This window comes from Microbacterium rhizophilum (assembly GCF_039605615.1).
Classification (GTDB): Bacteria; Actinomycetota; Actinomycetes; order Actinomycetales; family Microbacteriaceae; genus Microbacterium; species Microbacterium rhizophilus.
Genome location: NZ_JBCNUN010000002.1, coordinates 439,202 through 464,962 on the forward strand (window position 1 = coordinate 439,202; position 25,761 = coordinate 464,962).

Genomic DNA, 25,761 nt, shown 5'->3' on the forward strand with positions numbered 1-25,761 from the left:
GAGAGGACCTCGCGCATGCCAGACACCACCGTCGACGACGTCGACCGGATCGCCCGCGCCGCCCAGAAGGCCTTCGCCGTCACGGTGCGCGCCGACGACGCCACACGCGCCGCCTGGCTGCGCAGCGCGGCCGACGCGATCGACGCGGACGCCGAGGGTCTCGTCGAACTCGCCGCGCGCGAGACCGCGCTGCCCGCGAACCCGCGCCTGGCGGGCGAGCTCGCCCGCACGACCGCGCAGCTGCGCCTGTTCGCGACCGTCGTCGAGGAGGGCTCGTACCTCGAGGCGACGATCGATCATCCGGATCCGTCCGCGACTCCCCCGATCCCGGACCTGCGGCGCGTGCTGCGCCCGCTCGGCCCGGTCGCGGTGTTCGCGGCGTCGAACTTCCCGTTCGCGTTCTCGGTCGCGGGCGGCGACACGGCCTCGGCCCTCGCGGTCGGCTGCCCCGTGGTCGTGAAGGCGCACCCGGGCCACCCCGAGACGTCGCGCCGGATGGCGTCCGTCGTCGCGCGGGCGCTGACCGAGGCCGGTGCGCCCGACGGCGTCTTCGCGCTGATCGAGGGCTTCGAGGCCGGGCTTGCGCTCGTGGATCACCCGGTGATCCGCGCGGTGGGCTTCACCGGTTCCGTGCGCGGCGGTCGCGCGCTGCTCGACCGCGCCGCCGCGCGCCCCGAGCCGATCCCGTTCTACGGCGAGCTCGGATCGCTGAACCCCGTGGTCGTCACGCCCGGCGCCGACGCCGCGCGCGGCGCCGCCCTCGCCGAGGGCCTCGCCGGGTCGTTCCAGCTCGGCGCCGGCCAGTTCTGCACCAAGCCCGGCGTGGTGTTCGCGCCGGTCGGATCCGCGCTCGAGGCCGCGCTGCCCGCGCACCTCGTCACGCCGCCGCGCCTGCTCACGCCTGCGATCGCCGACGGCTTCGCGGCCGGCATCGAGCGCGTCTCGGCCGTGCCGGGGGTCGAGGTGGTCGCGACCGGCGAGGCGGGCGACGGGCCGGCCCCGCTCGTCGCGGCCACGGACGTCCCGACCCTCCGCGCGCACGCCCACGAGCTGCTGGAGGAGGTCTTCGGTCCGTTCACGCTGCTGGTCCGCTACGCCTCGCCGGAGGAGCTCGAGCACGCGATCACCGGCCTGCCCGGGGGCCTGACGGCGACCGTGCACCGCGAGGACGGCGAGGACGTCGCGGCCCTCGTCACGCGCCTCGAGGAGATCGCGGGCCGAGTGCTGTTCGCGGGCTGGCCGACCGGCGTCGCGGTCAGCTGGGCCCAGCACCACGGCGGCCCCTGGCCCGCCACGAACACGCAGTTCACGTCCGTGGGCGCCGCGGCCGTCCGCCGCTTCCAGCGCCCGGTCGCCTACCAGGACGCCCCCGCCGACCTCCTGCCGCCGGCCCTCCAGGATCCCAACCCCCGGGGCATCCCCCGCCGCGTCGACGGCGCGCTCGTCCTCCCCTGAGCTCCAGCACTCGCCGAGAACATGTCCTTTCAGCGAGGACATGCCTGATCCGCGCGGATTCGGCATGTCCTCGGTGAGAACACGTCCTTTCGGCGGGGGCGGGGCCTCAGCTGAAGACGAGCGGGCGGCGTTCGGCGAAGGGGCGGGCCGGCGGGTACACGTCGTACGCGGCCAGACGGTCGGCGAAGCGCCGGGTCGTGCCGTAGTGCTCGGCTCCCCACCGCATCATCGGCCACCCGGAGCGGGCGCGGATCCAGTCCTCGCGTCGCTTCTCGTCGTAGACGATCTCATCCGCCGTCTTCCCGGCGCGCAGCGCGGGATCGAGGTACTTCACCTTCCCGTCGCATTCGCCCCAGCGCCGTACGTCGTCGAGGCCGAAGTCGATCCAGTACCAGCCTCCGTGCGAGTCCGGGAACGGCACCTGCAGCCGCGGCGGTGCGAACCCGAGACGATGAATCTGCAGCCGGCTGATGCTCTCGCCGGGGAGCTGCGCGCGCCCATCCATGAACTCGATGAGCGTCCGCGCCTGCCTCACGCCGCGCGTACCGGCTGCGGCGCGCGCACGCGCCCGCAGCTCGTCTCGCCAGCGCTCCGCGCGATCCGGATCCATCGTCTGACCGTCTACGGCGGCGAACCTCATCGCGGCGTCGAGACACACCAGCGCCGCCTCGAGCGGCATGCCGCACGCGATGTCGAATGCGGTGCGCGCGAGACTCGTCACCCGCATCCCGTCGCGATCCACGACGTCCTCGGGTGGGAGCGGCATGCGATGGCGCAGGACGACGGCGCTGCTCGCGCCCCGGTGCGGGCCCTCGCCGGTCACGTGGACGCGCGTCGGCGAATGCCGGTACAGCGGGAGATCCCAGCACACCGCCGCGGAGTCGTTCGAGAGCACCGCCCCGCCGTCGTCCTCCATCGCCGCCAGCGCCGAGAGAACCTCGAGCCTGTGCCGGTCCTCGGGCTTCAGCGCCTTCCACGTCGACGCGGCGACGTACGCGCCGTTGCGGAGCCGATGGAACCCCGCGGTCGGCGCGCGCCCGCCCGGCGCGATGGCCCCATCGTGTTCCAACGCCGCTCTCGACAGGATGAGCGGGTGCAGCTCGCGGAATGTGCTCATGACCGTACGTTGCCCCGTCCCGGGCGCGCGCGGCGTCTACTTCCTCGTGTGTGGAGGACGCATCCGGCGATCCACCTCGGGGGACGAATGCCCGCTTCCCGCCGCAGCCCTCCCCGCCGTCGGCGCGAGTGCTCCCCGCCGGCTCGAGAACACGTCCTGTCAACGACGACATGCCGAATCCGCGCAGATTCGACGTGGCCTCGTTGAGAGGACGTGTTCTCGACAACCAAGGGCCGGGAGGCCGCGGGGCCGGGTGACCGCGCGCCCGCCGGGCTACGCCAGCGGATCCGCCAGCAGCGGCTCGAACGCGGCCTCGGCGGCGCCGATCAGCAGGCGGTCGGCGCCGAGCGCCGCGGCGCGGATCTCGAGGTTCTCCGTCGGCGCGGCGAGCGCCTGGTCGCGCACCAGCGCCAGCAGCCCGTCCGGGTCGTGGTCGCGCAGGATCGCGAGGAAGCCGCCCAGCACGATCACGGACGGGTTCAGCGCGTTGACCGCGTTCGCGAGCGCGGCGGACAGGATCCGGCGCTGCCGGTCGATCTCGCCGGTGACGCCGGGCGCGGTCGCCTCGGCGAGCGCGCGCGCGAGCGTCGCGTCGTCCGCCGCCGGGAGACCCGTGGCCCCGAGCAGGCGACCGCGGTTCACCTCGTCCTCCAGCACGCCCTGGGTCGTGCGGCGATCCGACTCCAGCACGATGCCCGGGCGGCTCTGGCCCCATTCGCCCGCGTAGCCCTCCGCGCCGCCGATCGCGGTGCCGTGCAGGATGAGCCCGCCGCCGATGCCCGAGGCGCCGCCGTTGAGGTAGATGACGTCGGCGTGGTCGCGCGCCGCGCCGAACAGGCGCTCGGCGCGCGCGCCGAGGGAGGCGTCGTTGCCGATCACGAATCCGAGGCCCGTGGCGGCCTCGAGCCGCCCCGCGATGTCCTCCTCGCGCCAGCCCAGGTGCGGCGCGAGCCGGACGACGCCGTCGGCCGCGCGCACCAGGCCCGGCACGGCCGCGCCGCCTCCGACGATCCGGCAGCCGCGCAGCGATCCGGACCGCCAGCCGTCGAGGATCCGCGCGACCGCCGCGACCATGTCGTCCACATCCGCGCCGACGCTCTCCCGCGCCCGCACGCGCACCTGCCCGCCGAGCGTCACGGCGCCGACCTCCAGGGCGTCGACCTCGGGGTTGATAGCGATCGCCACGACGTCGTCGCTGGGCGCGACGATCGGCGACGGCCGGCCGACGCGGCGCGTGGGATCCGGATCCCGCTCCGCCACCAGGCCCGCGCCCGCGAGCGTCGCGACGAGATCCGACACGGTCGAGCGGTTCAGCCCGGTCTCGGCCGTGATCACCGCGCGGGAGCGCGCACCCTCGTGATGCACGAGCCGCAGCACCGCGCCGAGGTTCGTCCTGCGCACGCCCTCGACGCTCGTGGCCCGTTCGTGCATGTCAGTCCTCGGTCTTCCGGTCGGCTCTCTACGCTACCGATCCGGATCCGCTGTCCCGCGCAGGCGCGCGATCACGCGGGCGCGGACGAGGCCGCGCGGTGCATCGGGAACCCGGATGACCCCCGGCGCGATCGGGTTCGCGACGGGGGCCGTCCGGAGGCTCAGTCGATCGAGACCGCGACGGTGCGCGGGTCCTCGGGGCCGACCTCGTGCACGTCGCCCGTCAGCGTGACCACGGCGCGCGCGGTCGCGGTGCCCGTCAGCGTGCGGGCGCCGCGGGCCTTCTCGTTCGAGATGGCGCCGCCGGTGGTGTCCTCGGCGGCCGCCCCGACGGAGGCCGCGGGCGCCGCGGCCTCGGCGTGCGAGCCGACCCACACCTCGATCGCGCCGGGCTCGACCACGCGCACCAGGCGGCGGTCGGTGAACGACACGCGCTGCGTCGGCACGTCGAACGTCACGCGGCGCGACTGGCCCGCCGCGAGCTCCACGCGCGCGTACGCGAGCAGCTGCGCGACCGGGCGGGTCACGGAGGCGGCGACGTCGTGCCCGTACAGCTGCACGACGTCCACGCCGTCGCGCTCGCCCGTGTTCGTCACGGTGACGGCCGCCGTGAAGCGGTCGCCCGTCGCGGCGGTCTCGTCGACCTCGAGGTCCGCATAGGCGAATGTCGTGTACGACAGGCCGAAGCCGAACGGACGCAGGGGCGTCGAGTCGGTCGACGTGACGTCCGACGGACCGCCCAGGATCGGGTGCAGGTAGCTGTACGGCGACGAGCCGGACGAGCGCGGCAGGCTGACGGGCAGCCGGCCGGAAGGCGCGGCAGCCCCCGCGATCACGGCGGCGATCGCGGGACCGCCCTCCTCGCCGGGGAAGAAGGCCTGGATCACGGCGCCGGGGCGGGCGCCGTCGCCGTCGAGCGCCCACGAGATCGCGTACGGGCGTCCGGTCAGCACGACCATCACGACCGGCGTGCCGGTCGCGACGAGCTGCTCGACGAGCTCGCGCTGCACACCCGGCAGCTCGAGCGACTCCACGTCGTTGCCCTCGCCGACCGTGCCGCGGCCGAACAGCCCCGCCTGGTCGCCGACCACGACGACCGCGAAGTCCGCCCCCGCGGCCACCTCGACGGCCTCCGCGAAGCCCGAGCGGTCGTCGCCCTCGACCTCGCAGCCGGCGGCGAAGCGGATCTGCGCCTCAGGAAGCGCGGCGGCGAGCGCCTCGCGCACGGTCGGGATCTCGAAGCCGATCTCGTGGTCGGGGTGGTGCGCGAGCACGTGGTTCGCGAACGAGTAGCAGCCCTGCAGCGCGGCCGAGCGGTCGGCGTTGGGGCCGATCACGGCGACGCGACGCGCCTCGGCGGCGAGCGGAAGCATGCCGTCGTTCGACAGCAGCACGAGCGACTCGGTCGCCAGGCGCAGCGCGATGTCGCGGTGGCGCGGCGTGTCGAGGTCGACCGTCGCGGGCGGCTCGTCCTCGAACGCGTCGGCGTCGAGCAGGCCGAGCTCCTCCTTCTGCGCGAGCGCGCGCAGCACGGCGCGGTCGAGGTACGCCTCGTCGAGCTCGCCCGAGCGCACGCGCTCGACCAGCGGAGCGAGGTAGGCGTCGCCCGACGGCAGCTCGACGTCGATGCCGGCCTGCAGCGCATACGCCGCGGCCTCGCCGCGGTCGGCCGCGATGGCGTGCATGACCTCGAGGAACGCCACGGCGAAGTAGTCCGCCACCACGACCCCGTCGAAGCCGAGCTGCTCGCGCAGCAGCGTCGTCAGCAGGTCGGAGTTCGACGCGACGGGGACGCCGTCGATCTCGGCATAGCTGTTCATGATCGAGCGCACGCCGCCGTCGCGGATCGCCATCTCGAACGGCGGCAGGAACACGTCGGCCACCTCGCGGGGGCCCGCGTGGACCGGCGCGTGGTTGCGACCCGCGCGCGAGTTCGAATAGCCGAGGAAGTGCTTGAGCGTCGCGTGCACGCCGGTGCTCTGCAGGCCCTTCACATACGCGGTGCCCACGGTGCCGACGAGGTAAGGATCCTCGCCGATGCACTCGTCGACGCGTCCCCAGCGCGGATCCCGGATCACGTCGAGCACGGGCGCCAGCCCCTGGTGGATGCCGAGCTCGCGCATCGACTCGCCGATGACCTCGCCCATCTCGGCGACGAGCTCGGGGTCGAACGACGCGCCCCAGCCGAGCGGCGTCGGGAACGTCGCGGCCTTCCAGGCGGCGAGGCCCGTGAGGCACTCCTCGTGCACGAGCGCCGGGATCCCGAGACGCGTCTCGCGCTTGAGACGACGCTGCTCGTTCCACAGCCACGCGGCGCGCTCGGCCGGGTCGACCGGGCGGGTGCCGTACACACGGGTGTAGTGGCCGATGCCGTCCTTCGTGATGTCGGCGAGGGAGCGCCCGTCCTTCGCGGTGCTCATCTCGTCGGCCAGCGGGGCGACGACCTCGCCGCCCTGGTCGAGCCAGTAGCCGACGATCTGCGCGGCCTTCTCCTCCAGCGTCATGTCCGCGACCATCGCGCGCACGCGATCCGATGTCGTGGGCCAGGCGGGGATATCCGAGGTCATGAGGTTCTCCGGGGATGTCTGGATGAGCGCCGCGTCGGGAGGTGACGCGCTCATCCCTTCACCGCCCCCTGCAGACCGTTGACGATGCGCTTCTGCATCGCGAGGAAGAAGATCAGCGCCGGGATCATCGCGAGCGTCGTGAACGCGAACACGCCCGCCGTGTCGGCCGAGTGCTCCGAGGAGAAGTCGGCCACGCCCAGGGGCAGCGTCTTCATGTCGCTCTGCAGCAGCAGCAGCGGCAGCAGGTACGAGTTCCACGAGCCCACGAACGCGAGCACGCCGACCGTGACCATGCCCGGGCCCGACAGCGGCAGCAGGATGCGCCAGAAGAATCCGATGCGGCTGGTGCCGTCGAGCATCGACGCCTCCTCCAGCTCCTGAGGCAGCGCCATCAGGAAGGGACGCAGGATGACGACCGTCATCGGCAGCGCGAACGCCGCCTGCGGCAGGGCGACGCCCCACCAGCTGTTCCCGAGATGGAAGTTCTGCGTGATCAGGATGAACAGCGGAACCGCCGCGACCGTCGCGGGGAACAGCAGACCGACGACGAAGACCATGAACAGCGCCTCGCGGCCCTTGAACTGGTAGCGCGCCAGCGGGTACGCGGCCATGATGCCGAACAGCACCACGATCGCGGTCGTCAGCAGGGCGATGATCGTCGAGTTCAGGGCGTAGCGCCAGAACGGCGAGTCGAACGATAGCACGCCGGCGTAGTTGTCCCAGACCCACGGATCCGGGAGCCCGGCGGGAGTGGCGGCGAGCTGCGCGTTGGTGCGGAAGCCGCCGAGCACGCCGTAGACGACGGGCCCGAGGGTGAGGGCGACGACGACCAGCGAGATGCCGTAGACCAGCACGTTGCCGCCGCCGGAGCCGCGGCGCGCGCCGCGACGTGCGGCGCGCGACGTGTCGCGGACGGTGAGGAGTCGCGTCTCGCTCATGCCTTCACACCCCTCTTGCTCTTCTTCGCGACGGTGCGACCGTCGTCCGGGTTCGTGTCGCGGCTCAGGATGAACTTCTGGTAGGCGACAGCGAGGACCAGGGCGACCACGAACAGCACGACCGATGCGGCGCCCGCGATGCCGAAGTTCTGACGCTGCGTGCCCTGTTCGATCAGGAAGGTCGCCATCGTGGTGGTCGCATTCGCGGGGCCGCCCTTGGTGAGGATCCAGACCATGTCGAACAGCTGCAGGGAGCCGATCATCGACAGGAACGCCCAGGTGCGCATGGTCGGGCCGAGCAGGGGGATCGTGATCTTGCGCTGCACCTGCCACCAGGAGGCGCCGTCGAGCTGCGCGGCCTCGTAGAGGTCCTCCGAGACCCCTTGGAGGCCTGCGAGGAACAGGATCACGGCCAGGCCGAGGTACTTCCAGGTCAGCACGATCAGCACCGTCCACAGCGCGAGATCCGGGGTGCCGAGGAAGCCCTGCGGCGGACCCTGCACGCCGATCGCCTTCAGGATCGTGTCGACCACGCCGTACTGCGGCTGCAGCAGCTGGAACCACACGACACCCGCGATGACCTCGGCGAGCACGTACGGGACGAAGATGATGGTGCGCAGGGCGCTCTGGCCCCACATCTTGCGGTTCAGGAGCAGGGCGATGCCCAGACCGAGCGGCAGCTGCAACGCGATCGAGCCGACCATGATGATGAGGTTGTGGACGAGCGCGTCGGTGAAGACCTCGTTCGTCAGCACCGAGATGTAGTTGCCGAGGCCGGCGAAGTCGACCATCGGGCCGAAGCCCTTCCACTTGTACAGAGACATCTGCACAGCGGTGATGATCGGCCAGACCACGAACATCGCGAACAGGATGAGCGCCGGCGCCGTGAAGAAGGCGATCTCGGCGCGCTTGCGCCACTGGGCGGAGGCGCCTCGCTTGCGGCGTCCGCCCGTGGCGGCGCCCGCCTCGCGCACCGAGGTGCGTGAGGCGGGCGCGCCCGTGTGGGAGGACGTCGCAGGCGATGCGGCCGCGGAGGCGGTCACGTCGTCTGCCACGTCGGTCACTCCGCTTCGGCGGCCGACTGGATCGCGTCGACGATGTCCTGCGGGCCGGCCTGGCCGGCGAACATCAGCGCGATCGCGTCGTTCATGGCCCCACCGACGGACTGGCCGAGGCGCGTGTCCAGGTAGAGCTGCGTGTTGCCGCCCGCGTCACGGACGGGGATGAGCTGGGCCAGCGTCTCGTTCGCGATCGAGCCGGTCGCGGCCGGGTTGGTGGGAAGGCCCATGTCGCCCTCGGCGAAACCGGTCTGCACCTCGTCCGAGAGCAGGTACTCGGCGAAGTCCACGGCCGCGTCGGGTGCGCCGGTCGAGACGGACCAGGCGTCGCCGCCGCCCATCTGGTCGGCCGGGTCGCCGGCCTGGCCGTCGAACGTCGGGTAGGCGAACCAGCCGAGGAACGAGGGGACCTTGCCGTCCTCCGTCAGACCGCCGGCGACACCGGGCTCCCAGTGACCCGCGAGCTCCATGCCGACCTTGCCGGTGGCGAGGAGGCCCGAGGCCGAGGTCGGGCCCGACTGGGCCGGGGTGCTCAGGAAGCCCGCGTTGAAGGGCTCGAGACCGATCGTGTCCTCGAGGCGCTCGCCGGCCTTGATGAAGCACTCATCCGAGTAGTCCTTGCTCTCGATCGCGGCCTGGACCGTGTCGAACGAGCACTCGCGGACGACGTTGTAGTACCAGTAGTGCGCCGCCGGCCACTTGTCGCCCGCGCCCACCGAGATCGGCTCGGTGCCGGCGCTCTTGAGCGCCTCGACGTAGCCCTCGAACTCGTCCATCGTCGGGGCCGGGTTGACCTCGTCGATGCCCGCCGCGGCGAACAGGTCCTTGTTGTACCAGAAGCCGACGATGCCCATCGAGTAGGGCAGCGCGTAGACCTTGCCGTCGACCGTGTACTGGTCGGTGAAGCCCGAGATCTTCGAGATCGTGTCGGCGGCATCCGTGGTCAGGTCGCGCACGACGCCGGCCTCGACCTCGTTCTTGAGCTCGCCGCCACCGCGGCTCATGTAGACGTCGGGGATCTGCGCGTCGTCGCCGCTCTGGAGCGCGGCCTGCAGCTTGGTGAGCATGTCCTCGTGCTGCATGGCCTCGACCTTGACGGTCACGCCCGGGTTGGCGGCCTCGAAGTCGGCGGCGACCTTGTCGTAGTAGTCCTTGCCCTCGCCGGTGTTCGAGTTGTGCCACCAGACGACCGTGCTGCTGTCGGCGTCGCCGCCGTCGCCGCCGGTGTTCCCGGTGCTGCCGGTTCCGGCGCAGCCGGTGAGCGCCAGGCCCGTCGCCATCGCGACGGCCGCTGCGGCCGCCCATGTCCTGCGAACGCTCATGAGCGTTTCTCCTCTTCGTTGAGTGGGGACGCCCCGCCCGACGATTTCGTCGGGTCCTCCAGGATCGTCGGACACCACCATGACATTTGTTCCGGCTCCCGTCAAACGTTATCGATAACGTTTTCGACGCGGTACGCTGAGTGGGCCCTGCGACGAGGCTCGGTTCCGGTGCACCACATGCGCACCCGCCCTCGGCCGGGTCCATTCGTCAGGGGGAGAGATCACGTGAGCGTGACCGTGGGAGAGCAGATACCGTCTCGGCGTGTGACGATCCGGGATGTCGCGAGCGCGGCGGGCGTCTCCGTCGCCACCGTCTCGAAGGTCATCAACGGCCGGGACGGGATCGCTGCGGCGACCAGCGCGCGCGTGCTCGGCGTGGTCGACGAGCTGGGCTACGAGACATCCCTGATCGCATCGTCCATGCGCAAGAGCCGCACCCAGGTGATCGGCGTGTTCGTCGCCGAGTTCGAGCCGTTCGCCCTCCAGCTCCTGCAGGGCGTGTCGTACGCGCTGCGCGAGACGCCCTACGACATCCTCGCGTACGCGGGCAGCGTCTCCCCCGGCGAGCACGCCGGCTGGGAGCGCCGGTCGCTCTCCCGCCTCGGCGGAACCCTCGTCGACGGTGCGATCATCGTGACGCCGACCGTGACGCTCGATGCGACGCCCGTACCCGTCGTGGCGATCGACCCCCACTCGGGTCCCACCGGGCCTGCCATGATCGACACGGACAGCTTCGGCGGGGCGCTGACCGCCACCGAGCACCTCATCTCGCTGGGCCACCGCCGGATCGCCCACCTGCGCGGGCGCTTCGACCTCGCCTCGGCCCAGCAGCGCGAGGCGGGCTACCGGGCGGCGCACGCGGCGGCGGGCATCCCCGTGGACGACTCGCTGATCCTCGACGGCTACTACCGCGCGTCCCTCGCGACGTCCGCCGCGAATCAGGTGCTCGACCACGCCGACCGGCCCACCGCCGTCTTCGCCGCGAACGACATGACCGCGCTGGAGATGATCCGCGTCGCGACCGACCGCGGTCTGAGCGTGCCCGAGGACCTGTCGGTCGTCGGCTTCGACGACCTGCCCACGGCCGCGGCGAGCCGCCCGCGCCTCACGACCATCCGGCAGCCCCTGCTGGACATGGGCACGTCGGCCGTGCACATGCTGCTGGGCATGCTGGACGGCGGCGCGAGCGAGCACATCCGGATGCCCGCCGAGCTGATCCTGCGCGACTCGACCTGCCCGCCCCGGGAATCCGCGTGAGTCCCCGCACCGGGTGCGCGGTCAGCCCCGACGGCGACCGCACCCTCGACGTCGTGGTCGCCTGAACTCGCCCCGAAAGCACGTGCTCTCGGCGGGGACACGCCGAATCCGCGCGGATTGGGCATGTCCCCGCTGACAGGACGTGTTCTCGACGAGGGATAGCCTGACGGGATGCCCGACCTCTCCGCCCTCGCGTGGGCCGCGCTCGCGCTGGCCGCCGTGGCGGTGGGGGTGTCGAAGACCGCGCTGCCGGGCATCAACACCGTCGCGATCGCGCTGTTCGCCGCCGTGCTCCCCGCGCGGGCCTCGACCGGGGCGCTGCTCCTGCTGCTGATCGTGGGCGACTGGTTCGCGATCTGGCTGCACCGCAAGCACGCCCGGCTGCGCGCCCTGCTGCCGCTCATCCCCGCCGTGCTCGCGGGCCTGGTGCTCGGCTCCCTGTTCCTCGGCGTCGCGAGCGACGCGTGGACGCGGCGGGTGATCGGCGCGATCCTGCTGCTCGTGATCGGCGTCACGCTGTGGCGCCGCCGGCGCGGCGCGCCCGACGACCAGGCGCCGACCGGGCGCATCGCCGCCGCGGCCTACGGCACGCTCGGCGGGTTCACGACGATGGTCGCCAACGCGGGCGGGCCCGTCATGACGATGTACTTCCTCGCCGCGCGCTTCCCGATGCGGGCGTTCCTCGGCACGGCGGCATGGTTCTTCGCGGGCATCAACCTCGCGAAGCTGCCCTTCTCGATCGGGCTCGGGATCATCCAGGTCCCGACCCTGCTGATGGACCTCGCGCTCGTGCCCGGCGTGGTCCTCGGCGCGTTCCTGGGGCGCGCGCTCCTCGGGAGGCTGGATCAGCGCACGTTCGAGCGGATCGTCATCGTGCTCACGATCGCCGGCGCGCTGTACCTGCTGCTCGCCTGATCAGCATTCCTCGGGCAGCGTGAAGCGCCACCCCGCCGCGAGCCGCTCCGTGACGACCTCCCGCACGGCCGCGAGCGTGCCGCGCCGGTCACCGCCGCCGTCGTGCGCGAGCACCAGCTGCCCCGGCTTCATCGCGGCGCGGAGGTTGTCGACGAGCACGGGCACATCCTGCGTCTCCCAGTCCAGGATCGTGCCCGTCACCGCGAGCGGCCGCATCCCGAGCTCCGCGGCGACCTCGGCCGTGACGCCCCAGCTCCCGTTCGGCGCGCGCCAGAACGGGATCGGGATGTCTCCGACGGCGCCGCGGATGATCCGCGCGTTCTCCTCGAGGTCGGCGCGCACGCGGTCGGCCGGCCAGTCCCCCATGTCGGCGAACGACGTCGAGTGGCTGCACAGCACGTGCCCCTCTGCGACCGTGCGGCGCAGGATGTCGGCGCCGCCCGGGCGCAGGACGCACTCGCCGATGACCGCGAAGACGGCGCGGATGCCGTGCTCGGCCAGGAAGTCGAGCAGCGCCGGCGTCGTGCGCGGGTCGGGTCCGTCGTCGAACGTCAAGGCGGCGACGAGGCCGCTCCCCTGCGCGCGGCGGACGTGCTCGACGGAGGTGGCGGGCATGGGTCGACGATAGCGGCGTGCGCGTGCCAGACTCGCCCGGGGATCCGGATCCCGCGCGCCGGCTCTCGTTGCGCGCGGCCGGCGCGCTTGATATGTTTGATCTCACAACAATTCACCGACGACGCTGAAAGCGGGTCTGTAACACCATGTCGCTCACGCCCACCAAGGACGACAAGTTCTCCTTCGGCCTCTGGACCATCGGCTACAACGGGACCGACCCGTTCGGCGGCCCGACCCGCCCCGCGCTCGACGTGGTGCACGCGGTCGAGAAGCTCGCCGAGATCGGCGCCTACGGCCTCACGTTCCACGACGACGACCTGTTCGCCTTCGGCTCGACCGACGCCGAGCGTCAGACGCAGATCGACCGCCTGAAGCAGGCCCTCTCCGACACCGGCCTCATCGTGCCGATGGCGACCACGAACCTGTTCAGCGCCCCCGTGTTCAAGGACGGCGGCCTGACCTCGAACGACCGCGACGTGCGCCGCTACGCGCTACGCAAGCTGCTGCGCAACCTCGACCTCGCCGCCGAGCTCGGCGCCAAGACCTACGTCGCCTGGGGCGGCCGCGAGGGCGCCGAGTACGACTCGGCCAAGGACATCCGCGTGGCGCTCGAGCGCTACAAGGAGGCCTTCAACTTCCTCGGCCAGTACGTCCTCGACAAGGGCTACGACATCCGCTTCGCGATCGAGCCGAAGCCGAACGAGCCCCGCGGCGACATCCTGCTGCCGACGGTCGGGCACGCGCTCGCCTTCATCAACGAGCTCGACCACCCCGAGCTCGTGGGCCTGAACCCCGAGGTCGGGCACGAGCAGATGGCGGGCCTGAACTTCCAGGCCGGCATCGCCCAGGCCCTGTGGCACGGCAAGCTCTACCACATCGACCTCAACGGCCAGCGCGGCATCAAGTACGACCAGGACCTCGTGTTCGGTCACGGCGACCTGCACAACGCCTTCGCGCTCGTCGACCTGCTCGAGAACGGCGGCCCGAACGGCGGCCAGGCCTACGACGGCCCGCGCCACTTCGACTACAAGCCCTCGCGCACCGAGGACGAGACGGGCGTCTGGGACTCGGCCAAGGCCAACATCCAGACCTACCTGCTGCTCAAGGAGCGCGCCAAGGCGTTCCGCGCCGACCCCGAGGTGCAGGAGGCCCTGAAGGCCGCCAAGGTGAACGAGCTCGCCGTGCCGACGCTGAACGAGGGCGAGACCGTCGCCGACCTCGTCGCCGACCGCTCGACCTTCGAGGACTTCGACACCGATGCGTACTTCGGTGGCAAGGGCTTCGGCTTCGTCCGCCTGCAGCAGCTCGCCACCGAGCACCTGCTCGGCGCGCGCTGAGTCGTCCCCTGTCGACCCGATCCGCCCGAATTCTCGAGGGAATCCGGGCGGATCGGGTCGACCTCGCTGGCATGGAAGGACGGCGATGACGCTCGTCGCAGGAGTGGACAGCTCGACCCAGAGCTGCAAGATCGTGATCCGGGAGCTCGAGTCGGGCGCCGTCGTGCGCACCGGCCGGGCGCGGCACCCGGAGGGCACGGAGGTCGACCCGCAGTTCTGGTGGGACGCGCTGCAGAGCGCGATCGCCGACGCGGGCGGCCTGGAGGACGTCGCGGCGATCTCGGTCGGCGGACAGCAGCACGGCATGGTCGCGCTCGACGTCGACGGCCGGGTCATCCGGCCCGCCCTGCTGTGGAACGACACGCGATCCGCGGACGCCGCCGCCGAGCTGACCGCCGAGGTCGGCGCCGAGGAGTTCGCGCGCCGCACGGGCGTCGTGCCCGTCGCGTCGTTCACCGCGACCAAGCTGCGCTGGCTGGCCGACGCCGAGCCGGCGAACGCCGAGCGCGTGGCGGCCGTGGCGCTCCCCCACGACTGGCTGACGTGGCGCCTGCGCGGCTACGGTCCGCAGGGCGAGTCGCCGCTGGGCCCCGTGCTCGACGAGCTGGTGACCGACCGCTCCGACGCGAGCGGCACGGCGTACTTCGACGGCGCGTCCGGCGAGTACGACCGCGAGCTGCTCTCGCTGGCGCTCCGTCGCGACGCGAGCGGCGTGATCCTGCCCCGCGTGCTCGGCCCCGCCGAGTCGGTGACGGGCGGATCCGGATCCCTCGCGGACGGCCTCGTGATCGCGCCCGGCTGCGGCGACAACGCCGGCGCGGCGCTCGGCCTGGGCGCCGCCGCGGGCGACGTGGTCGTGTCGATCGGCACCTCGGGCACGGTGTTCGCGGTCACGGATGCGCCGGTGCGCGACGCGAGCGGTGCCGTCGCCGGCTTCGCCGACGCGTCGGGCCTGTACCTGCCGCTCGTCGCGACGCTCAACGCCGCGCGCGTGCTGGACGCCATCGCGCGCCTGCTGGGTGTCGACCACGACGAGCTCGGGCGCCTGGCGCTGGCCGCCGATCCGGGGGCTGCGGGCCTCGTGCTGCAGCCGTACTTCGAGGGCGAGCGCACGCCGAACCTGCCGGATGCCACCGCGACGCTGTTCGGCATGACCCTCGCCTCCACGACGAGGGAGAACCTGGCGCGCGCGGCGATCGAGGGCATGCTCTCGGGCCTCGCGGACGGCCTCGACGCCGTCCGCCGCCACGGCGTGACGGCCGAGCGGATCATGCTGGTCGGCGGCGCCGCGCAGAACCCCGCGGTCGCCGCGATCGCGGCCCAGGTGTTCGACGCGCCGGTCGTGGTGCCGCAGCCGGGCGAGTACGTCGCCTCGGGCGCCGCGGTGCAGGCCGCGTGGGCCCTGACGGGCGAGCGACCGGCGTGGCCCGTGTCGCTCTCGGCCGAGCCCGCGCCCGACACGCGCCCGGTCGTCCGCGAGCAGTACGCCGCCCGGCGCTGACGCGAAACCGCATCGCCCCGCCGAGACAGCAGGTGTCACACGCTGTCTCGGCGGGGCGTCGCTGTCTCGGCGGGGCGTCGCTGTGTCGGCGGGGCGCTGACGCCTCAGCGGATCGCGGCGGCGACCGTGTCGATGAAGCGCGCGTAGTCGTCGGGAGCGTCGCCGGGCGTGACCGCGCGCAGCACGACCTCGTCCACGGCGTCGAGGTATGCCGCGACGCGGGCGCGCGTCTCGCCGGGGCGGATGACCGTGTCGAGCGGGCCGAATCCGAGCCGCTCGAAGTTGGCCGCGTACGACGGGAAGCCGCCGTAGCGGCTCGCCTCCTCCTCGAGGCGCGGCACGGCGTCCTCGGCCGCGGCGGTCCGGACGTACAGCGCGACCCGGCCGTCGGCGTCGACCGCGTGGTGCGCGGCGGTCTGCTCCGCCGCCGCGCCGGGAGTGAGCCAGTTCAGCACCACGCCGTCGGCCCGCTCGGCCGCGAGCCGGCGCATCCTCGGGCCGAGCGCACCGAGCGCGATATCGGTCACGCCGCCCGCGCGCAGTTCCGCGATCGCGTCGCGCATCAGCCCGAGCACGCCGGAGCGCGCGGCCCCGGATCCGACGCCGAGCGTGAACCGGTCGCCGCGAAGGCCGAGCCGCGCGAGGTCGTCGAGCAGCTCCACCGCCGGCCGCCGGTCGACCGGGATCACACCGGTCGCGACGCGGATCCGCGTGGTGGCCTCCGTTGCGGCGGCGGCGACCTCGAGCGCATCGGCGCCCGGGGTCTCGTTGACCCACAGGGTGCCGAGGCCAGCCTCCTCCATGAGCGACGCGATGCGCCGGGCCACCTCGGGCCCCGCGGACGCGGCGATGCCGACGGAGACGCGATGCAGATCCATGCCTCGATCCTGGCATCCGTGTCGGACCCCGGCGTTAGCGTGGGCGACATGGAGCTCACCCCGGTCGACGCCCGCCGGATGCGCTTCGGCGCGCAGCTGCTCGGCGGGTCCGACCTGTCGCCCACGGACATCGTGGCGCGCGCGGTCGCGCTGCAGGGGCAGGATCTCCCCGGCGTGCTGCGCGCGATCGCGATCCGCTCGCGCCCGGGCACCGCGGTCGCCGACGTGCGCGCGGCATTCGACGCGGGCGAGCTCGTGCGCTCCTGGCCGATGCGCGGCACGCTGTTCGCGACGACGCCCGCGCAGCTCGCCGCGATCCTGCAGCACACCGGCGACCGCACGCGCAACGCGACGGTGCGCCGGCGCGAGCAGCTCGGGCTCGACGACGCGACGATCGACCGGGCCCGCGGGATCCTGCTGCCCGCCCTGCAGGATGCGCCGCGCACGCGCGCCGAGGCGCTCGCGCTGTGGCAGGAGGCGGGCATCGCGACCGACGGCGGGCGCGGCTACCACCTGATCTTCCACCTCGCCGTGGAGGGCCGCGTGCACTGGGGGCCGTTCGCCGGAGCGGAGCAGCAGCTCGTGCTCACGGCGCCGCGCGAGACGGATCCGGACGACCTGGTCGGCATCGTGCGCGGCTTCGTCCTCGCGCGCGGGCCGGTCTCCCCCGACGACGCCGCGTGGTGGCTCAAGCTGCCGAAGACCGCCGTGCGCATGGCCGCCGCGCGCATCGACGACCTGAGCGTCGTCACGGTCGACGGCACCTCCGCGTGGGTGATCGGCGAGCCCGAGGTGCCGGGGCCCTCGGGCGTGACGCTCGCGCCGGCGTTCGACGAGTGGATCCTCGGGTACGCCGACCGCTCGCTCGTCGCGACCCCCGGGGGGCTCGCCGTGCAGGTGCCCGGCGGCAACGGCGTCTTCCGTCCCGTGATCCTGGTCGACGGCGTGGTGGTCGGCACCTGGCGCCTTCCCCCGCGATCATCCAGGGACCGCACTCCGGTCGTCGAGCTCGTCGAGCGCACGACCGCCGCCACCCGCCGCGCGATCGACAGGGCCCTCGCCGCCTGGCCGCACGGGTGAGGCGACGCTCACGGCAGCACGGACTCCCCGACCGGCCCCGGGTTGTACGCGACCTCCCAGCGGTATCCGTCGAGGTCGGCGAAGTAGCCCGTGTAGCCGCCCCACTCGCGCTTCTGCGGCTCGGCGACGATCTCCGCTCCCGCGGCGCGGGCCCCGGCCAGCACCGCGTCCACCTCGGTCTCCGTCGGCACGTTGTGCGCGAGCGTGACGGGTGGCGTGCCGCCCGTGGTCACGGGGCCGATCTCGTGCTCGGCGGCCATCCGGTCCCACAGGGACAGGATGAGGCGCTCCCCCATCCGCAGCATGAGCACCTCGCCCGCGACGTGCAGCTCGGGCTCCCACCGGAGGCCGTCGACGTAGAACCTCCGGCTCGCCTCGACATCCTCGACGACGAGCGTGATGAAGCTGATCCGCTGATCCATGACGGCATGCTCGCACGGACCCGGACACGGCGGAGCCCCCGGAGCGCACCGGCTCCGGGGGCTCCGCGCGCGGATCAGGCCGCGATGGCCATCGACGCGGCCTCGACCACGAGCTCGCCGCCGCGGGCGTCGACCGCGACCGTGCCGCCGTCGGCGAGCGCTCCCGTGACGAACAGGTCGGCGATGCGGTCGTCGACCTCGCGCTGAATCAGACGGCGCAGCGGACGCGCCCCGTACTCGGGCTCGTAGCCGTGCTCGGCCAGCCAGTCGATCGCCGCGGGCGTCACGTCGAGCGACACCTCGCGCGAAGCGAGCCGCGCACGCGTGGCGCCCAGCATCAGCGAGACGATCTCGCGCAGCTGCGGCTTCTCCAGCTTGCGGAACAGCACGATCTCGTCGATCCGGTTCAGGAACTCGGGACGCATCGACTCGCGCAGGCGTCCCATGACGCGGGCCCGGAGGTCTTCCTCGCCGTACGAGCCGTCGCCCGCCGAGAAGCCGATCCCGGAACGCGCCGAGAGGAACTCGGACCCGAGGTTCGAGGTCATCACGACGACCGTGTTGCGGAAGTCGACCGTGCGACCCTGCCCGTCGGTCAGGCGCCCGTCGTCGAGCACCTGCAGCAGCAGGTTGAACACGTCGGGGTGCGCCTTCTCGATCTCGTCGAACAGCACGATCGAGTACGGGTTGCGGCGCACGCGCTCGGTCAGCTGACCGGCCTCGTCGTAGCCGACGTATCCCGGAGGGGCGCCGACCAGGCGCGCGACCGTGTGGCGCTCCCCGAACTCGCTCATGTCGAAGCGGACGATCGCGGTCTCGTCATCGAACAGCGACGAGGCGAGCGCCTTCGCCAGCTCGGTCTTGCCGACGCCGGTGGGTCCGAGGAACAGGAACGACCCGACGGGGCGACGCGCGTCGCCCATGCCCGTGCGGCTGCGGCGGACGGCCTTGGCGACCGCGGTCACGGCGTCGTCCTGGCCGATCACGCGGCCGTGCAGCTCGTCCTCCAGCGCCGCGAGGCGCTCGCGCTCGGTCTCGGTCAGGCGCGCGACGGGGATGCCCGTGGCGCGGCTGACGACGGCCGCGATCTCGGGCTCGTCCACGGTCGCCGGGATCGCGGATCCGCGCGTCGCGGCCTCGTCGATCCGGCGCTGGACGTCGGCGATCTCGTCGCGCAGGCGCGACGCCTCCTCGTAGCGCTCGGCGGCGACCGCGGCGTTCTTCTCCGACTCGAGCGTGCCCAGGCGCTCCATGAGCGCGCTCACGTCGGCCGGCGCTCCGAGACGCAGGCGCAGCCGCGCGCCGGCCTGGTCGATCAGGTCGATCGCCTTGTCCGGCAGCACGCGCTCGGTCAGGTACCGGTCGCTCAGCTCGACGGCGGCCTTGAGCGCCTCGTCGGTGTAGCTCACGCGGTGGTGCTCCTCGTACGCGGACCGCAGACCGCGCAGGATCTCGATGGCGTCCGTCACGGACGGCTCGCCCACCCGCACGGGCTGGAAGCGGCGCTCGAGCGCGGCGTCCTTCTCGATCGTGCGGTACTCCTTGAGCGTCGTCGCGCCGATCAGGTGCAGCTCGCCGCGCGCCAGGCGCGGCTTCAGGATGTTGCCCGCGTCCATCGCGCCCTCGCCACCGCCGCCCGCGCCGACGACCGTGTGGATCTCGTCGATGAACAGGATCACCTCGTCCTTGCGCTCGGCGACCTCCTCGACCGTCTTGGTGAGGCGCTCCTCGAAGTCGCCGCGGTAACGCGTGCCCGCGAGCATCGCGGCGAGGTCCAGCGAGATCACGCGCTTGTCGCGCAGCTGCTCGGGCACCTCGCCCGCCACGATCGCGCGGGCGAGTCCCTCGACGACCGCGGTCTTGCCGACGCCCGCCTCGCCCACCAGCACGGGGTTGTTCTTGGTGCGACGCGACAGGATCTCGATGGTCTGCTCGATCTCGGATGCGCGGCCGATCACCGGGTCCAGCAGGCCGTCGCGGGCCCGCTCGGTCAGGTCGGTGCCGTACGCGGCGAGCATGCCGTCGGCGCGCGCGTCGTCGGCCGGGGCCTCCGTGGCGTCGGCTGCGACGGTCTCGCGGACGCCCTGCGTCAGCGCGTCGGCCGTGATGCCGACCGAGGACAGGATCTGCCCGGCCGGCGTATCCTGCGCCAGCACGAGCGCGAAGAACACGTGCTCGGGATCGATATAGGTCGAGCCCGACGAGCGCGCGACCTGGAACGCGTGGAACAGCGCGCGATGCACCGCGGGCGTCACGACCGCGGCGTCGACGTCGGCGGGCGCGCCGGCCCGCGGCAGCCGCTGCTCGGCGGCGGCCGCGACGGCGCCGCCGTCCGCGCCCACCCGCGAGATGGCCCCGGCGACCGCCGGGTCCTCCGTGAGCTCGCGGAGCACGTGCAGCGCGTCGAGCTCGTGCTGTCCGCGGCCGAGCGCGTAGCGTCCCGCGCGCTGCAGCAGCGCCTGCGTGCGTGCGCTCAGGTAGCGGCTGAGGTCGACCGAGCGCGCCGCGCGGGCGCGTTCGCCCTGCAGGTAGCGCGCGAGGAACTCGTCGAACGCGTTCGGCCCGTCCTGGCCGAGGAAGTCGTCTGTCGAAGGGGTGTCGGGCATCCCGGATCTCCTCCCGAGGTGGAATCGCAGAGTTGCGTGACGTCGTATCAAGTTCGCAACTTGAGTCCGACGATATCAACTTCAACGACGGGAGGGGCCGGCTATTCCCCGAATCTTCTCCACCTCGCAGCATGAGGTATCGGATACCTTGATCTGCAAGGTATGAGAGGAGTGCGCCGTGCGCATCGACAAGGACCTGGTCGCGGCCTCCGCGACGCCGCTCGTGCTCGGCATCCTGGCCGAGGGCGAGCTGTACGGCTACGCGATCCTGAAGCGGGTGACCGAGCTCTCGGGCGGCCGGATGGCCTGGAACGACGGCATGCTCTACCCGCTCCTGCATCGGCTCGAGCGCCAGGGCCACGTGTCCTCCTCGTGGGGCGCGTCCGAGAGCGGGCGCCGCCGCAAGCACTACGCGATCACCGCCTCGGGACGCGAGGCGCTCGCCGAGCGCCAGGCGCAGTGGTCGGTGGTCGTCGAGTCGCTGCGCAGCGCCTGGAGCGACGGCGGCACGGGCCTGCGGCTCGCGGGAGCCCCGGCATGACCCCCGACGCGCTGCCCGAGGAGGTCGAGACGCGCCTCGCCGACTGGCGGGGCTACCTTCTCGCGCGGCGCACGCTCTCCCCCGCCGACGTCGACGAGCTCGAGGATCACCTGCGCGAGCGCATCGCGGATCTCGCGAGCCGCGGCCTGGACGACGACGAGGCCTTCCTGATCGCGATGCGGCGGATGGGCGACGTCGACGCGCTCTCGAGCGAGTACGCGCGGGAGCACTCCGACCGGCTGTGGAAGCAGCTGATCCTCACCCCCGCGGACGACGACGGCCCCGCACCGAGGCGCCGGCGGGAGCCGCTGGTCGTGATCGCCGCGGGCCTCGGCGCCGGCCTCGCCTTGAAGATCGCGCTGAGCATCGCCGGCATGACCACGCACGGCACGCCCGATGGCGCGGCCGTGGCGGCCATGATGCGCACGCTCGCGCTCTACGTCGCGCCGTTCCTGATCGGGTATCTCGCGTGGAAGCGCCGCCTGCCCGCGCGCGCCGTCGCAGGCGTCGCGCTCGGCGTCGCCGCGGTCGCCGCCGCCCTCGCGCTGCTGCCGTTCGCCGCGGTGGGCGACGCTGAGGTGTTCGCCGCGCCGTTCGGCGACACCTCGGTGCTCGCGGCGCTGCACGCCCCGGTGATCCTGTGGGCGCTCGTGGGCGTCGCCTACATGGGCGGCCGGGTCCTCTCGGGCGACCGGCGGATGGACTTCGTCCGGTTCACGGGCGAGTTCGCCGTGTACTACGCGCTGCTGGCGCTCGGCGGCGTGGTGCTGCTGGGCCTGACCGCATCCGTGTTCGGCCTGCTGGGCGTGGGAGTCCAGGTGATGGAGGCGTACGTCGACTGGGTGCTGCCTCTCTGCGTGCCGGGGGCCGTGCTCGTGTCCGCATGGCTCGTCGAGGCGAAGCAGCAGGTGATTGAGAACATCGCGCCGGTCCTCACCCGCGTGTTCACGCCGCTGACCCTCATCATGCTGATGACGCTGCTGGCGGTCCTGGCGACGGCGGGAACGCTGGTCGAGGTGGATCGCGAGCTGCTCATCCTGATGGACGCCGTCCTGATCCTGGTGCTCGGCCTGTCGCTGTACGCGGTCTCGGCCCGCGACCCCCTGTCCCGGCCCGGCTGGTTCGACGGCCTGCAGCTGGCGACGATCGTCGCGGCCCTGGCGGTGGACGCGATCATGCTCACCGCCATGCTCGTGCGCATCGCCGAGTTCGGGTTCAGCGCCAACAAGACCGCGGCGCTGGGCCTGAACATCCTGGTGCTGATCCACCTCGCGGGGCACGCGTGGCTCACGATCGCGTCGTTCCGCGGCCGCGCCGGCTTCGCGCGCGTCTCGCGCTGGCACACGGACTACCTGCCGCTGTACCCGGCGTGGGCGGTCGTCGTCGTGGTGGCGTTCCCGCTCCTGTTCCGGGCCGCGTAGCGCCCGGGAGCCGCGCCGGGCTCCGCCTATCCTGGACGCGTGCGCGAGTTCTGGAGGGGTGTCCGGACGCTGGTCGGCGGGTTCGGGTGGTGGCGCCGCCACCCCGGCGTGATGGCGGCGGGGCTCATTCCGGCGGCGATCGTCTTCCTCGTGCTGGCGGGCGCCCTCGTGGCTCTCGGCCTGGCCCTCCCGGGCCTGCTGGAGCAGCTCACCCCGTTCGCCGACGGCTGGACCCCCGTGGCGGCGGATCTGCTGCGCTGGCTCATCGGGATCGCGCTCATGGGCGGAGCGCTCGTGCTCGCGGTCGTGACGTTCACGGCGCTGACGCTGCTGGTCGGCGAGCCGTTCTACGACCGCATCTGGCGCTCGGTCGAGCGCGACCTCGGCGGCGTCGTGCCGGATGCGCCCTACGGCATCCGCAGCTCGATCGGCGACGCGGCGGGGCTGCTCGGCAAGGGGCTGCTGTCGGCGCTGTGCGCCGGGCTCGTGGCGCTCATCCCCGTGGTCGGCGGCATCGCGGGCGCCGTGATCGGCGCCGCCCTGAACGGCCGCGTGATCGCCGACGAGCTGTCGTCCCGCGGCCTGACGGCCCGGGGGCTCGACGCGTCACGGCGCGCGGCGCTGCTGCGCGCGTACCGGGCCCGCGTGCTGGGCTTCGGCGTGGCGGTGCACGTGTGCTTCCTGGTGCCGTTCGCCGCCATCGCGGTCATGCCGGCGGCCGTCGCGGGCGCGGCGCTGCTGGGTCGCCGCCTGGCGGGCGAGAGCGACGAGGCGCCCGCCGCCTGACGCGGACGGACCCCGGCGGGTCACTCCTCGCGCGCGGGCTCGTCACCCGTGTGCGCCTCGCGCGCGGCGAGGAACAGCAGCACGAGGCCGGCGACCGCGGGCACGGCGAGCGCCGCGGCCGTTCCCGGATGCGCGTACGGTCCGGTGATCGCCCCGACCGCGACCGCGATGATCAGGAACTGCGTGACGATCCCGCCCGAGCGGCCCCATGACCGCCCCGCCCGCGTGGCCGCCGCGAACGCGCCGACCGCGACGGCGCCGACGGCCGTCAGCACGATCAGGGCGACGGCGCTGACCGGATCCACCGTGTCCGCGCCCGCGAGCGCGACGATCTGCCAGCCCACGAGCGCCAGGACGCCGACCGCCTCGAGGGCCAGCAGCGCGGCCGCGATCCGGGCGATCCTGCGAGGCATCCGAACTCCGCTCGGATCGTGGGCGTACAGAGGATTCTGAGGCACGGAAGGATATTGACCCTTGATTTCGGGCCCCCGCTGTATGACCATTGTTAACGGCATGTTTCCCACACCGTGGTGGGTCGTGGGGGTCCCATTCCCACACCATGACCAGCGTATCCGACCCGAATGGATGCGTTCCCACTCTCGACACCGGGCGCGATGCGCTCGCTCGAACCCACCACATTGCGAGGAGCATCAGCATGGATTGGCGCGACAAGGCGGCCTGCCTGACAGTCGACCCGGAACTCTTCTTCCCGGTCGGCAACACCGGCCCGGCGGTCGACCAGATCGAGAAGGCCAAGTCCGTGTGCGCCCGCTGCACCGTCACCGAGGTCTGCCTCCAGTACGCCCTCGAGACCGGTCAGGACTCGGGCGTGTGGGGCGGCCTCAGCGAGGACGAGCGCCGCGCGCTGAAGCGCCGCGCCGCCCGCGCCCGCCGCGCCGGCTGACTTTCCGCATCACCCGCAGTACACAGCACAGAAGAGGCGCCTCCCCCGGGAGGCGCCTCTTCCTCGTCTCTCACGCTTACCGCTTGATCCACTTCAGCGGGATCTCGATCACGACCTCGGTGCCCGTCGCGATCTGCCCGCCGGCGCGATTCCCGTCGATGTCGTCCGATCCGCCGCCGTCCGATCCGAGCGTCCGCCAGTCGATGGATCCGCTGAGCTCGCCCTGGATGAGCGTGCGCACGATCTGGGTGCCGAGGCCGCGTCCGACGGTGCCCTCCGGCAGGCCGCTGCCCGAGTCGCGCACGCGGACGAGCAGCTTCTCCTCGTCGCGCTCGGCGATGATCTCGACCTTGCCCTCCTGACCCTTCAGTCCGTGCTCTACCGCGTTCGTGACGAGCTCGGTCAGGGCCAGCGCGAGGGGCGTGGCGTACTCGCTCGGCAGCACCCCGAACTTCCCGATGGAATGCGTGTGCGCGAGCGTGTTGGGCGCCGCGGCGACCTCGGCGACGAGCCGCAGGACGCGGTCGAACACCTGGTCGAAGTCGACGTTCTGCGACAGGCCCTCCGAGAGCGTGTCGTGCACGACCGCGATCGCCGCCACGCGCTGCATGGCCTGCGTGAGCGACTCGCGCGCCTCCTCCGACTTCGTGCGCCGCGCCTGGATGCGCAGCAGCGACGCCACCGTCTGCAGGTTGTTCTTCACGCGGTGGTGGATCTCGCGGATCGTCGCGTCCTTGGTGAGAAGCTCCTGCTCCTGGTGGCGCAGCTCGGTGACGTCGCGGCACAGCACGATCGCACCCGTGCGGTTGCCGTGGTCACGCAGCGGGATCGCGCGCAGCGACACGGTCACGCCGCGCGCCTCGATGTCGGTGCGCCACGGCGCGCGGCCCGTCACGACCACGGGCAGCGACTCGTCGGTGTCGCGCGAGGCGGGCAGGATCCGGCTCGTCACCTCGGCGAGCGACTCGCCCTCCAACTCGTCCGCGAAGCCCACGCGGTTGAAGGCGGACAGCGCGTTCGGGCTCGCGAACGTCACGATGCCGTCGACGTCGAGACGGATGAGGCCGTCGGCCGCGCGCGGGGCCCCGCGCCGGGGGCCGGTCGGCGCCGACAGGTCGGGGAAGTCGCCCGTGGCGATCATCCGGAAGATGTCGTCGGCGCAGTCGTTGAACGTGATCTGCTGTCGCGAGGGCGCCCGCACGTCGCCGAGGTTCGTGTGGCGGGTGAGCACGCCCATCACGGTCTGCGCGCCGTCGAGCTTGCGCGCGATCGGCACGGCGCGCACGCGCGTGGGCGTCTCCTCGAACCACTCGGGGCTCGACGAGTCGATGATGGCGGCGGAGGCGAACGCGTCGCGCACCTGCGCCTGCCACTGCGGACGGATCCGCTCCCCGACGATGTCGCGGTAGAACAGGGTCGCGGCGCCGCCGGGCCGGGTGTGCGCCACCGCGACGAACGAGTCGTCCGACGTGGGCACCCACATCACGATGTCCGCGAAGGAGAGATCGGCGAGAAGCTGCCCGTCGCCGGCGACGCGATGCAGCCACTCGACATCCGCCTCGCTCGCGATCCCCTGGGCGAAGACGAGGTCACTGAGTGTCGACACGGAT

Annotated in this window: 22 protein-coding genes; 10 read left to right on the forward strand and 12 right to left on the reverse strand. The window is 72.7% G+C overall.

Annotation, left to right across the window (positions count from 1 at the left end; translation table 11 throughout):
• Positions 1 to 15: 15 nt before the first annotated feature.
• Entirely contained in the window at positions 16 to 1,455 is a 1,440-nt protein-coding gene (locus tag AAD528_RS05990) for an aldehyde dehydrogenase (NADP(+)) (RefSeq protein ID WP_345751135.1), read from the forward strand.
• Positions 1,456 to 1,561: 106 nt separating this feature from the next.
• Here the strand turns inward: AAD528_RS05990 and AAD528_RS05995 are convergent, their stop codons facing one another.
• From AAD528_RS05995 to AAD528_RS06020, 6 genes are all read right to left on the reverse strand, one after another.
• Positions 1,562 to 2,572, reverse strand: a complete 1,011-nt coding sequence (locus tag AAD528_RS05995) for a hypothetical protein (protein WP_345751136.1) — start codon at positions 2,570 to 2,572, stop codon at positions 1,562 to 1,564.
• A gap of 273 nt (positions 2,573 to 2,845) precedes the next feature.
• Positions 2,846 to 4,003 (reverse strand): ROK family transcriptional regulator, encoded by a 1,158-nt coding sequence (locus tag AAD528_RS06000; RefSeq protein ID WP_345751137.1) that lies wholly within the window; start codon positions 4,001 to 4,003, stop codon positions 2,846 to 2,848.
• Between the two features lie 161 nt (positions 4,004 to 4,164).
• The gene (locus tag AAD528_RS06005; RefSeq protein ID WP_345751138.1) at positions 4,165 to 6,570 is read right to left on the reverse strand and encodes a beta-xylosidase/alpha-l-arabinosidase; all 2,406 of its coding nucleotides are present in this window, start codon (positions 6,568 to 6,570) and stop codon (positions 4,165 to 4,167) included.
• A 50-nt stretch (positions 6,571 to 6,620) separates the two neighbouring features.
• Positions 6,621 to 7,508, reverse strand: a complete 888-nt coding sequence (locus tag AAD528_RS06010; RefSeq protein ID WP_345751139.1) for a carbohydrate ABC transporter permease — start codon at positions 7,506 to 7,508, stop codon at positions 6,621 to 6,623.
• Positions 7,505 to 8,563 carry a carbohydrate ABC transporter permease gene (locus AAD528_RS06015; RefSeq protein ID WP_345751140.1) on the reverse strand — a complete coding sequence of 353 codons (1,059 nt, stop codon included), beginning with the start codon at positions 8,561 to 8,563 and terminating at the stop codon, positions 7,505 to 7,507. Before AAD528_RS06015 ends, AAD528_RS06010 begins: the two co-directional genes overlap by 4 nt.
• Before the next feature lie 5 nt (positions 8,564 to 8,568).
• On the reverse strand, positions 8,569 to 9,888 hold the full coding sequence (locus AAD528_RS06020) for an extracellular solute-binding protein (protein WP_345751141.1): 1,320 nt from the start codon (positions 9,886 to 9,888) through the stop codon (positions 8,569 to 8,571).
• Between the two features lie 264 nt (positions 9,889 to 10,152).
• Here AAD528_RS06020 and AAD528_RS06025 point away from each other — a divergent pair, with 264 nt between their 5' ends.
• A complete protein-coding gene (locus AAD528_RS06025; protein WP_345751142.1) occupies positions 10,153 to 11,145 on the forward strand; it encodes a LacI family DNA-binding transcriptional regulator in 993 nt (330 codons plus the stop codon).
• A gap of 171 nt (positions 11,146 to 11,316) precedes the next feature.
• On the forward strand, positions 11,317 to 12,060 hold the full coding sequence (locus tag AAD528_RS06030) for a sulfite exporter TauE/SafE family protein (RefSeq protein ID WP_345751143.1): 744 nt from the start codon (positions 11,317 to 11,319) through the stop codon (positions 12,058 to 12,060).
• On the opposite strand, the gene AAD528_RS06035 is transcribed toward AAD528_RS06030, so the two are convergent.
• Entirely contained in the window at positions 12,061 to 12,675 is a 615-nt protein-coding gene (locus tag AAD528_RS06035) for a polysaccharide deacetylase family protein (protein ID WP_345751144.1), read from the reverse strand.
• A gap of 146 nt (positions 12,676 to 12,821) precedes the next feature.
• Here AAD528_RS06035 and xylA point away from each other — a divergent pair, with 146 nt between their 5' ends.
• The gene (gene xylA, locus AAD528_RS06040; RefSeq protein WP_345751145.1) at positions 12,822 to 14,012 is read left to right on the forward strand and encodes a xylose isomerase; all 1,191 of its coding nucleotides are present in this window, start codon (positions 12,822 to 12,824) and stop codon (positions 14,010 to 14,012) included.
• Between the two features lie 85 nt (positions 14,013 to 14,097).
• Positions 14,098 to 15,513 carry a xylulokinase gene (gene xylB / locus AAD528_RS06045; RefSeq protein ID WP_345751146.1) on the forward strand — a complete coding sequence of 472 codons (1,416 nt, stop codon included), beginning with the start codon at positions 14,098 to 14,100 and terminating at the stop codon, positions 15,511 to 15,513.
• A 104-nt stretch (positions 15,514 to 15,617) separates the two neighbouring features.
• On the opposite strand, the gene AAD528_RS06050 is transcribed toward xylB, so the two are convergent.
• Positions 15,618 to 16,391, reverse strand: a complete 774-nt coding sequence (locus AAD528_RS06050; RefSeq protein WP_345751147.1) for an LLM class flavin-dependent oxidoreductase — start codon at positions 16,389 to 16,391, stop codon at positions 15,618 to 15,620.
• Positions 16,392 to 16,439: 48 nt separating this feature from the next.
• On the opposite strand from AAD528_RS06050, the gene AAD528_RS06055 reads away from it, so the two are divergent.
• Positions 16,440 to 17,471 (forward strand): DNA glycosylase AlkZ-like family protein, encoded by a 1,032-nt coding sequence (locus AAD528_RS06055; protein ID WP_345751148.1) that lies wholly within the window; start codon positions 16,440 to 16,442, stop codon positions 17,469 to 17,471.
• 8 nt (positions 17,472 to 17,479) lie between these two features.
• Here the strand turns inward: AAD528_RS06055 and AAD528_RS06060 are convergent, their stop codons facing one another.
• Positions 17,480 to 17,893 carry a VOC family protein gene (locus AAD528_RS06060; RefSeq protein WP_345751149.1) on the reverse strand — a complete coding sequence of 138 codons (414 nt, stop codon included), beginning with the start codon at positions 17,891 to 17,893 and terminating at the stop codon, positions 17,480 to 17,482.
• A 74-nt stretch (positions 17,894 to 17,967) separates the two neighbouring features.
• Positions 17,968 to 20,499 (reverse strand): ATP-dependent Clp protease ATP-binding subunit, encoded by a 2,532-nt coding sequence (locus AAD528_RS06065; RefSeq protein ID WP_345751150.1) that lies wholly within the window; start codon positions 20,497 to 20,499, stop codon positions 17,968 to 17,970.
• A gap of 178 nt (positions 20,500 to 20,677) precedes the next feature.
• Here AAD528_RS06065 and AAD528_RS06070 point away from each other — a divergent pair, with 178 nt between their 5' ends.
• Genes AAD528_RS06070 through AAD528_RS06080 form a run of 3 tightly spaced genes read left to right on the forward strand, consistent with a single transcriptional unit; the run spans position 20,678 to position 23,247 of the window.
• Positions 20,678 to 21,040 carry a PadR family transcriptional regulator gene (locus tag AAD528_RS06070; RefSeq protein ID WP_345751151.1) on the forward strand — a complete coding sequence of 121 codons (363 nt, stop codon included), beginning with the start codon at positions 20,678 to 20,680 and terminating at the stop codon, positions 21,038 to 21,040.
• Positions 21,037 to 22,461: a permease prefix domain 1-containing protein gene (locus tag AAD528_RS06075; RefSeq protein WP_345751152.1), complete on the forward strand. Its 1,425-nt coding sequence runs from the start codon at positions 21,037 to 21,039 to the stop codon at positions 22,459 to 22,461. Before AAD528_RS06070 ends, AAD528_RS06075 begins: the two co-directional genes overlap by 4 nt.
• 39 nt (positions 22,462 to 22,500) lie before the next feature.
• Positions 22,501 to 23,247 carry an EI24 domain-containing protein gene (locus AAD528_RS06080; RefSeq protein ID WP_345751153.1) on the forward strand — a complete coding sequence of 249 codons (747 nt, stop codon included), beginning with the start codon at positions 22,501 to 22,503 and terminating at the stop codon, positions 23,245 to 23,247.
• Between the two features lie 20 nt (positions 23,248 to 23,267).
• Here the strand turns inward: AAD528_RS06080 and AAD528_RS06085 are convergent, their stop codons facing one another.
• Positions 23,268 to 23,660: a histidine kinase gene (locus AAD528_RS06085; RefSeq protein ID WP_345751154.1), complete on the reverse strand. Its 393-nt coding sequence runs from the start codon at positions 23,658 to 23,660 to the stop codon at positions 23,268 to 23,270.
• A 242-nt stretch (positions 23,661 to 23,902) separates the two neighbouring features.
• On the opposite strand from AAD528_RS06085, the gene AAD528_RS06090 reads away from it, so the two are divergent.
• Positions 23,903 to 24,151 (forward strand): WhiB family transcriptional regulator, encoded by a 249-nt coding sequence (locus AAD528_RS06090; RefSeq protein WP_029152980.1) that lies wholly within the window; start codon positions 23,903 to 23,905, stop codon positions 24,149 to 24,151.
• Between the two features lie 76 nt (positions 24,152 to 24,227).
• On the opposite strand, the gene AAD528_RS06095 is transcribed toward AAD528_RS06090, so the two are convergent.
• The gene (locus tag AAD528_RS06095; RefSeq protein WP_345751155.1) at positions 24,228 to 25,757 is read right to left on the reverse strand and encodes a sensor histidine kinase; all 1,530 of its coding nucleotides are present in this window, start codon (positions 25,755 to 25,757) and stop codon (positions 24,228 to 24,230) included.
• Positions 25,758 to 25,761: the final 4 nt, after the last annotated feature.

Coding starts and splice junctions, on each gene's coding strand:
- AAD528_RS05990 (WP_345751135.1), top strand. CDS start 16: ATGCCAGACACCACCGTCGACGACGTCGACCGGATCGCCCGCGCCGCC.
- AAD528_RS05995 (WP_345751136.1), bottom strand. CDS start 2,572: ATGAGCACATTCCGCGAGCTGCACCCGCTCATCCTGTCGAGAGCGGCG.
- AAD528_RS06000 (WP_345751137.1), bottom strand. CDS start 4,003: ATGCACGAACGGGCCACGAGCGTCGAGGGCGTGCGCAGGACGAACCTC.
- AAD528_RS06005 (WP_345751138.1), bottom strand. CDS start 6,570: ATGACCTCGGATATCCCCGCCTGGCCCACGACATCGGATCGCGTGCGC.
- AAD528_RS06010 (WP_345751139.1), bottom strand. CDS start 7,508: ATGAGCGAGACGCGACTCCTCACCGTCCGCGACACGTCGCGCGCCGCA.
- AAD528_RS06020 (WP_345751141.1), bottom strand. CDS start 9,888: ATGAGCGTTCGCAGGACATGGGCGGCCGCAGCGGCCGTCGCGATGGCG.
- AAD528_RS06030 (WP_345751143.1), top strand. CDS start 11,317: ATGCCCGACCTCTCCGCCCTCGCGTGGGCCGCGCTCGCGCTGGCCGCC.
- AAD528_RS06035 (WP_345751144.1), bottom strand. CDS start 12,675: ATGCCCGCCACCTCCGTCGAGCACGTCCGCCGCGCGCAGGGGAGCGGC.
- xylA (WP_345751145.1), top strand. CDS start 12,822: ATGTCGCTCACGCCCACCAAGGACGACAAGTTCTCCTTCGGCCTCTGG.
- xylB (WP_345751146.1), top strand. CDS start 14,098: ATGACGCTCGTCGCAGGAGTGGACAGCTCGACCCAGAGCTGCAAGATC.
- AAD528_RS06050 (WP_345751147.1), bottom strand. CDS start 16,391: ATGGATCTGCATCGCGTCTCCGTCGGCATCGCCGCGTCCGCGGGGCCC.
- AAD528_RS06055 (WP_345751148.1), top strand. CDS start 16,440: ATGGAGCTCACCCCGGTCGACGCCCGCCGGATGCGCTTCGGCGCGCAG.
- AAD528_RS06060 (WP_345751149.1), bottom strand. CDS start 17,893: ATGGATCAGCGGATCAGCTTCATCACGCTCGTCGTCGAGGATGTCGAG.
- AAD528_RS06065 (WP_345751150.1), bottom strand. CDS start 20,499: ATGCCCGACACCCCTTCGACAGACGACTTCCTCGGCCAGGACGGGCCG.
- AAD528_RS06075 (WP_345751152.1), top strand. CDS start 21,037: ATGACCCCCGACGCGCTGCCCGAGGAGGTCGAGACGCGCCTCGCCGAC.
- AAD528_RS06085 (WP_345751154.1), bottom strand. CDS start 23,660: ATGCCTCGCAGGATCGCCCGGATCGCGGCCGCGCTGCTGGCCCTCGAG.
- AAD528_RS06090 (WP_029152980.1), top strand. CDS start 23,903: ATGGATTGGCGCGACAAGGCGGCCTGCCTGACAGTCGACCCGGAACTC.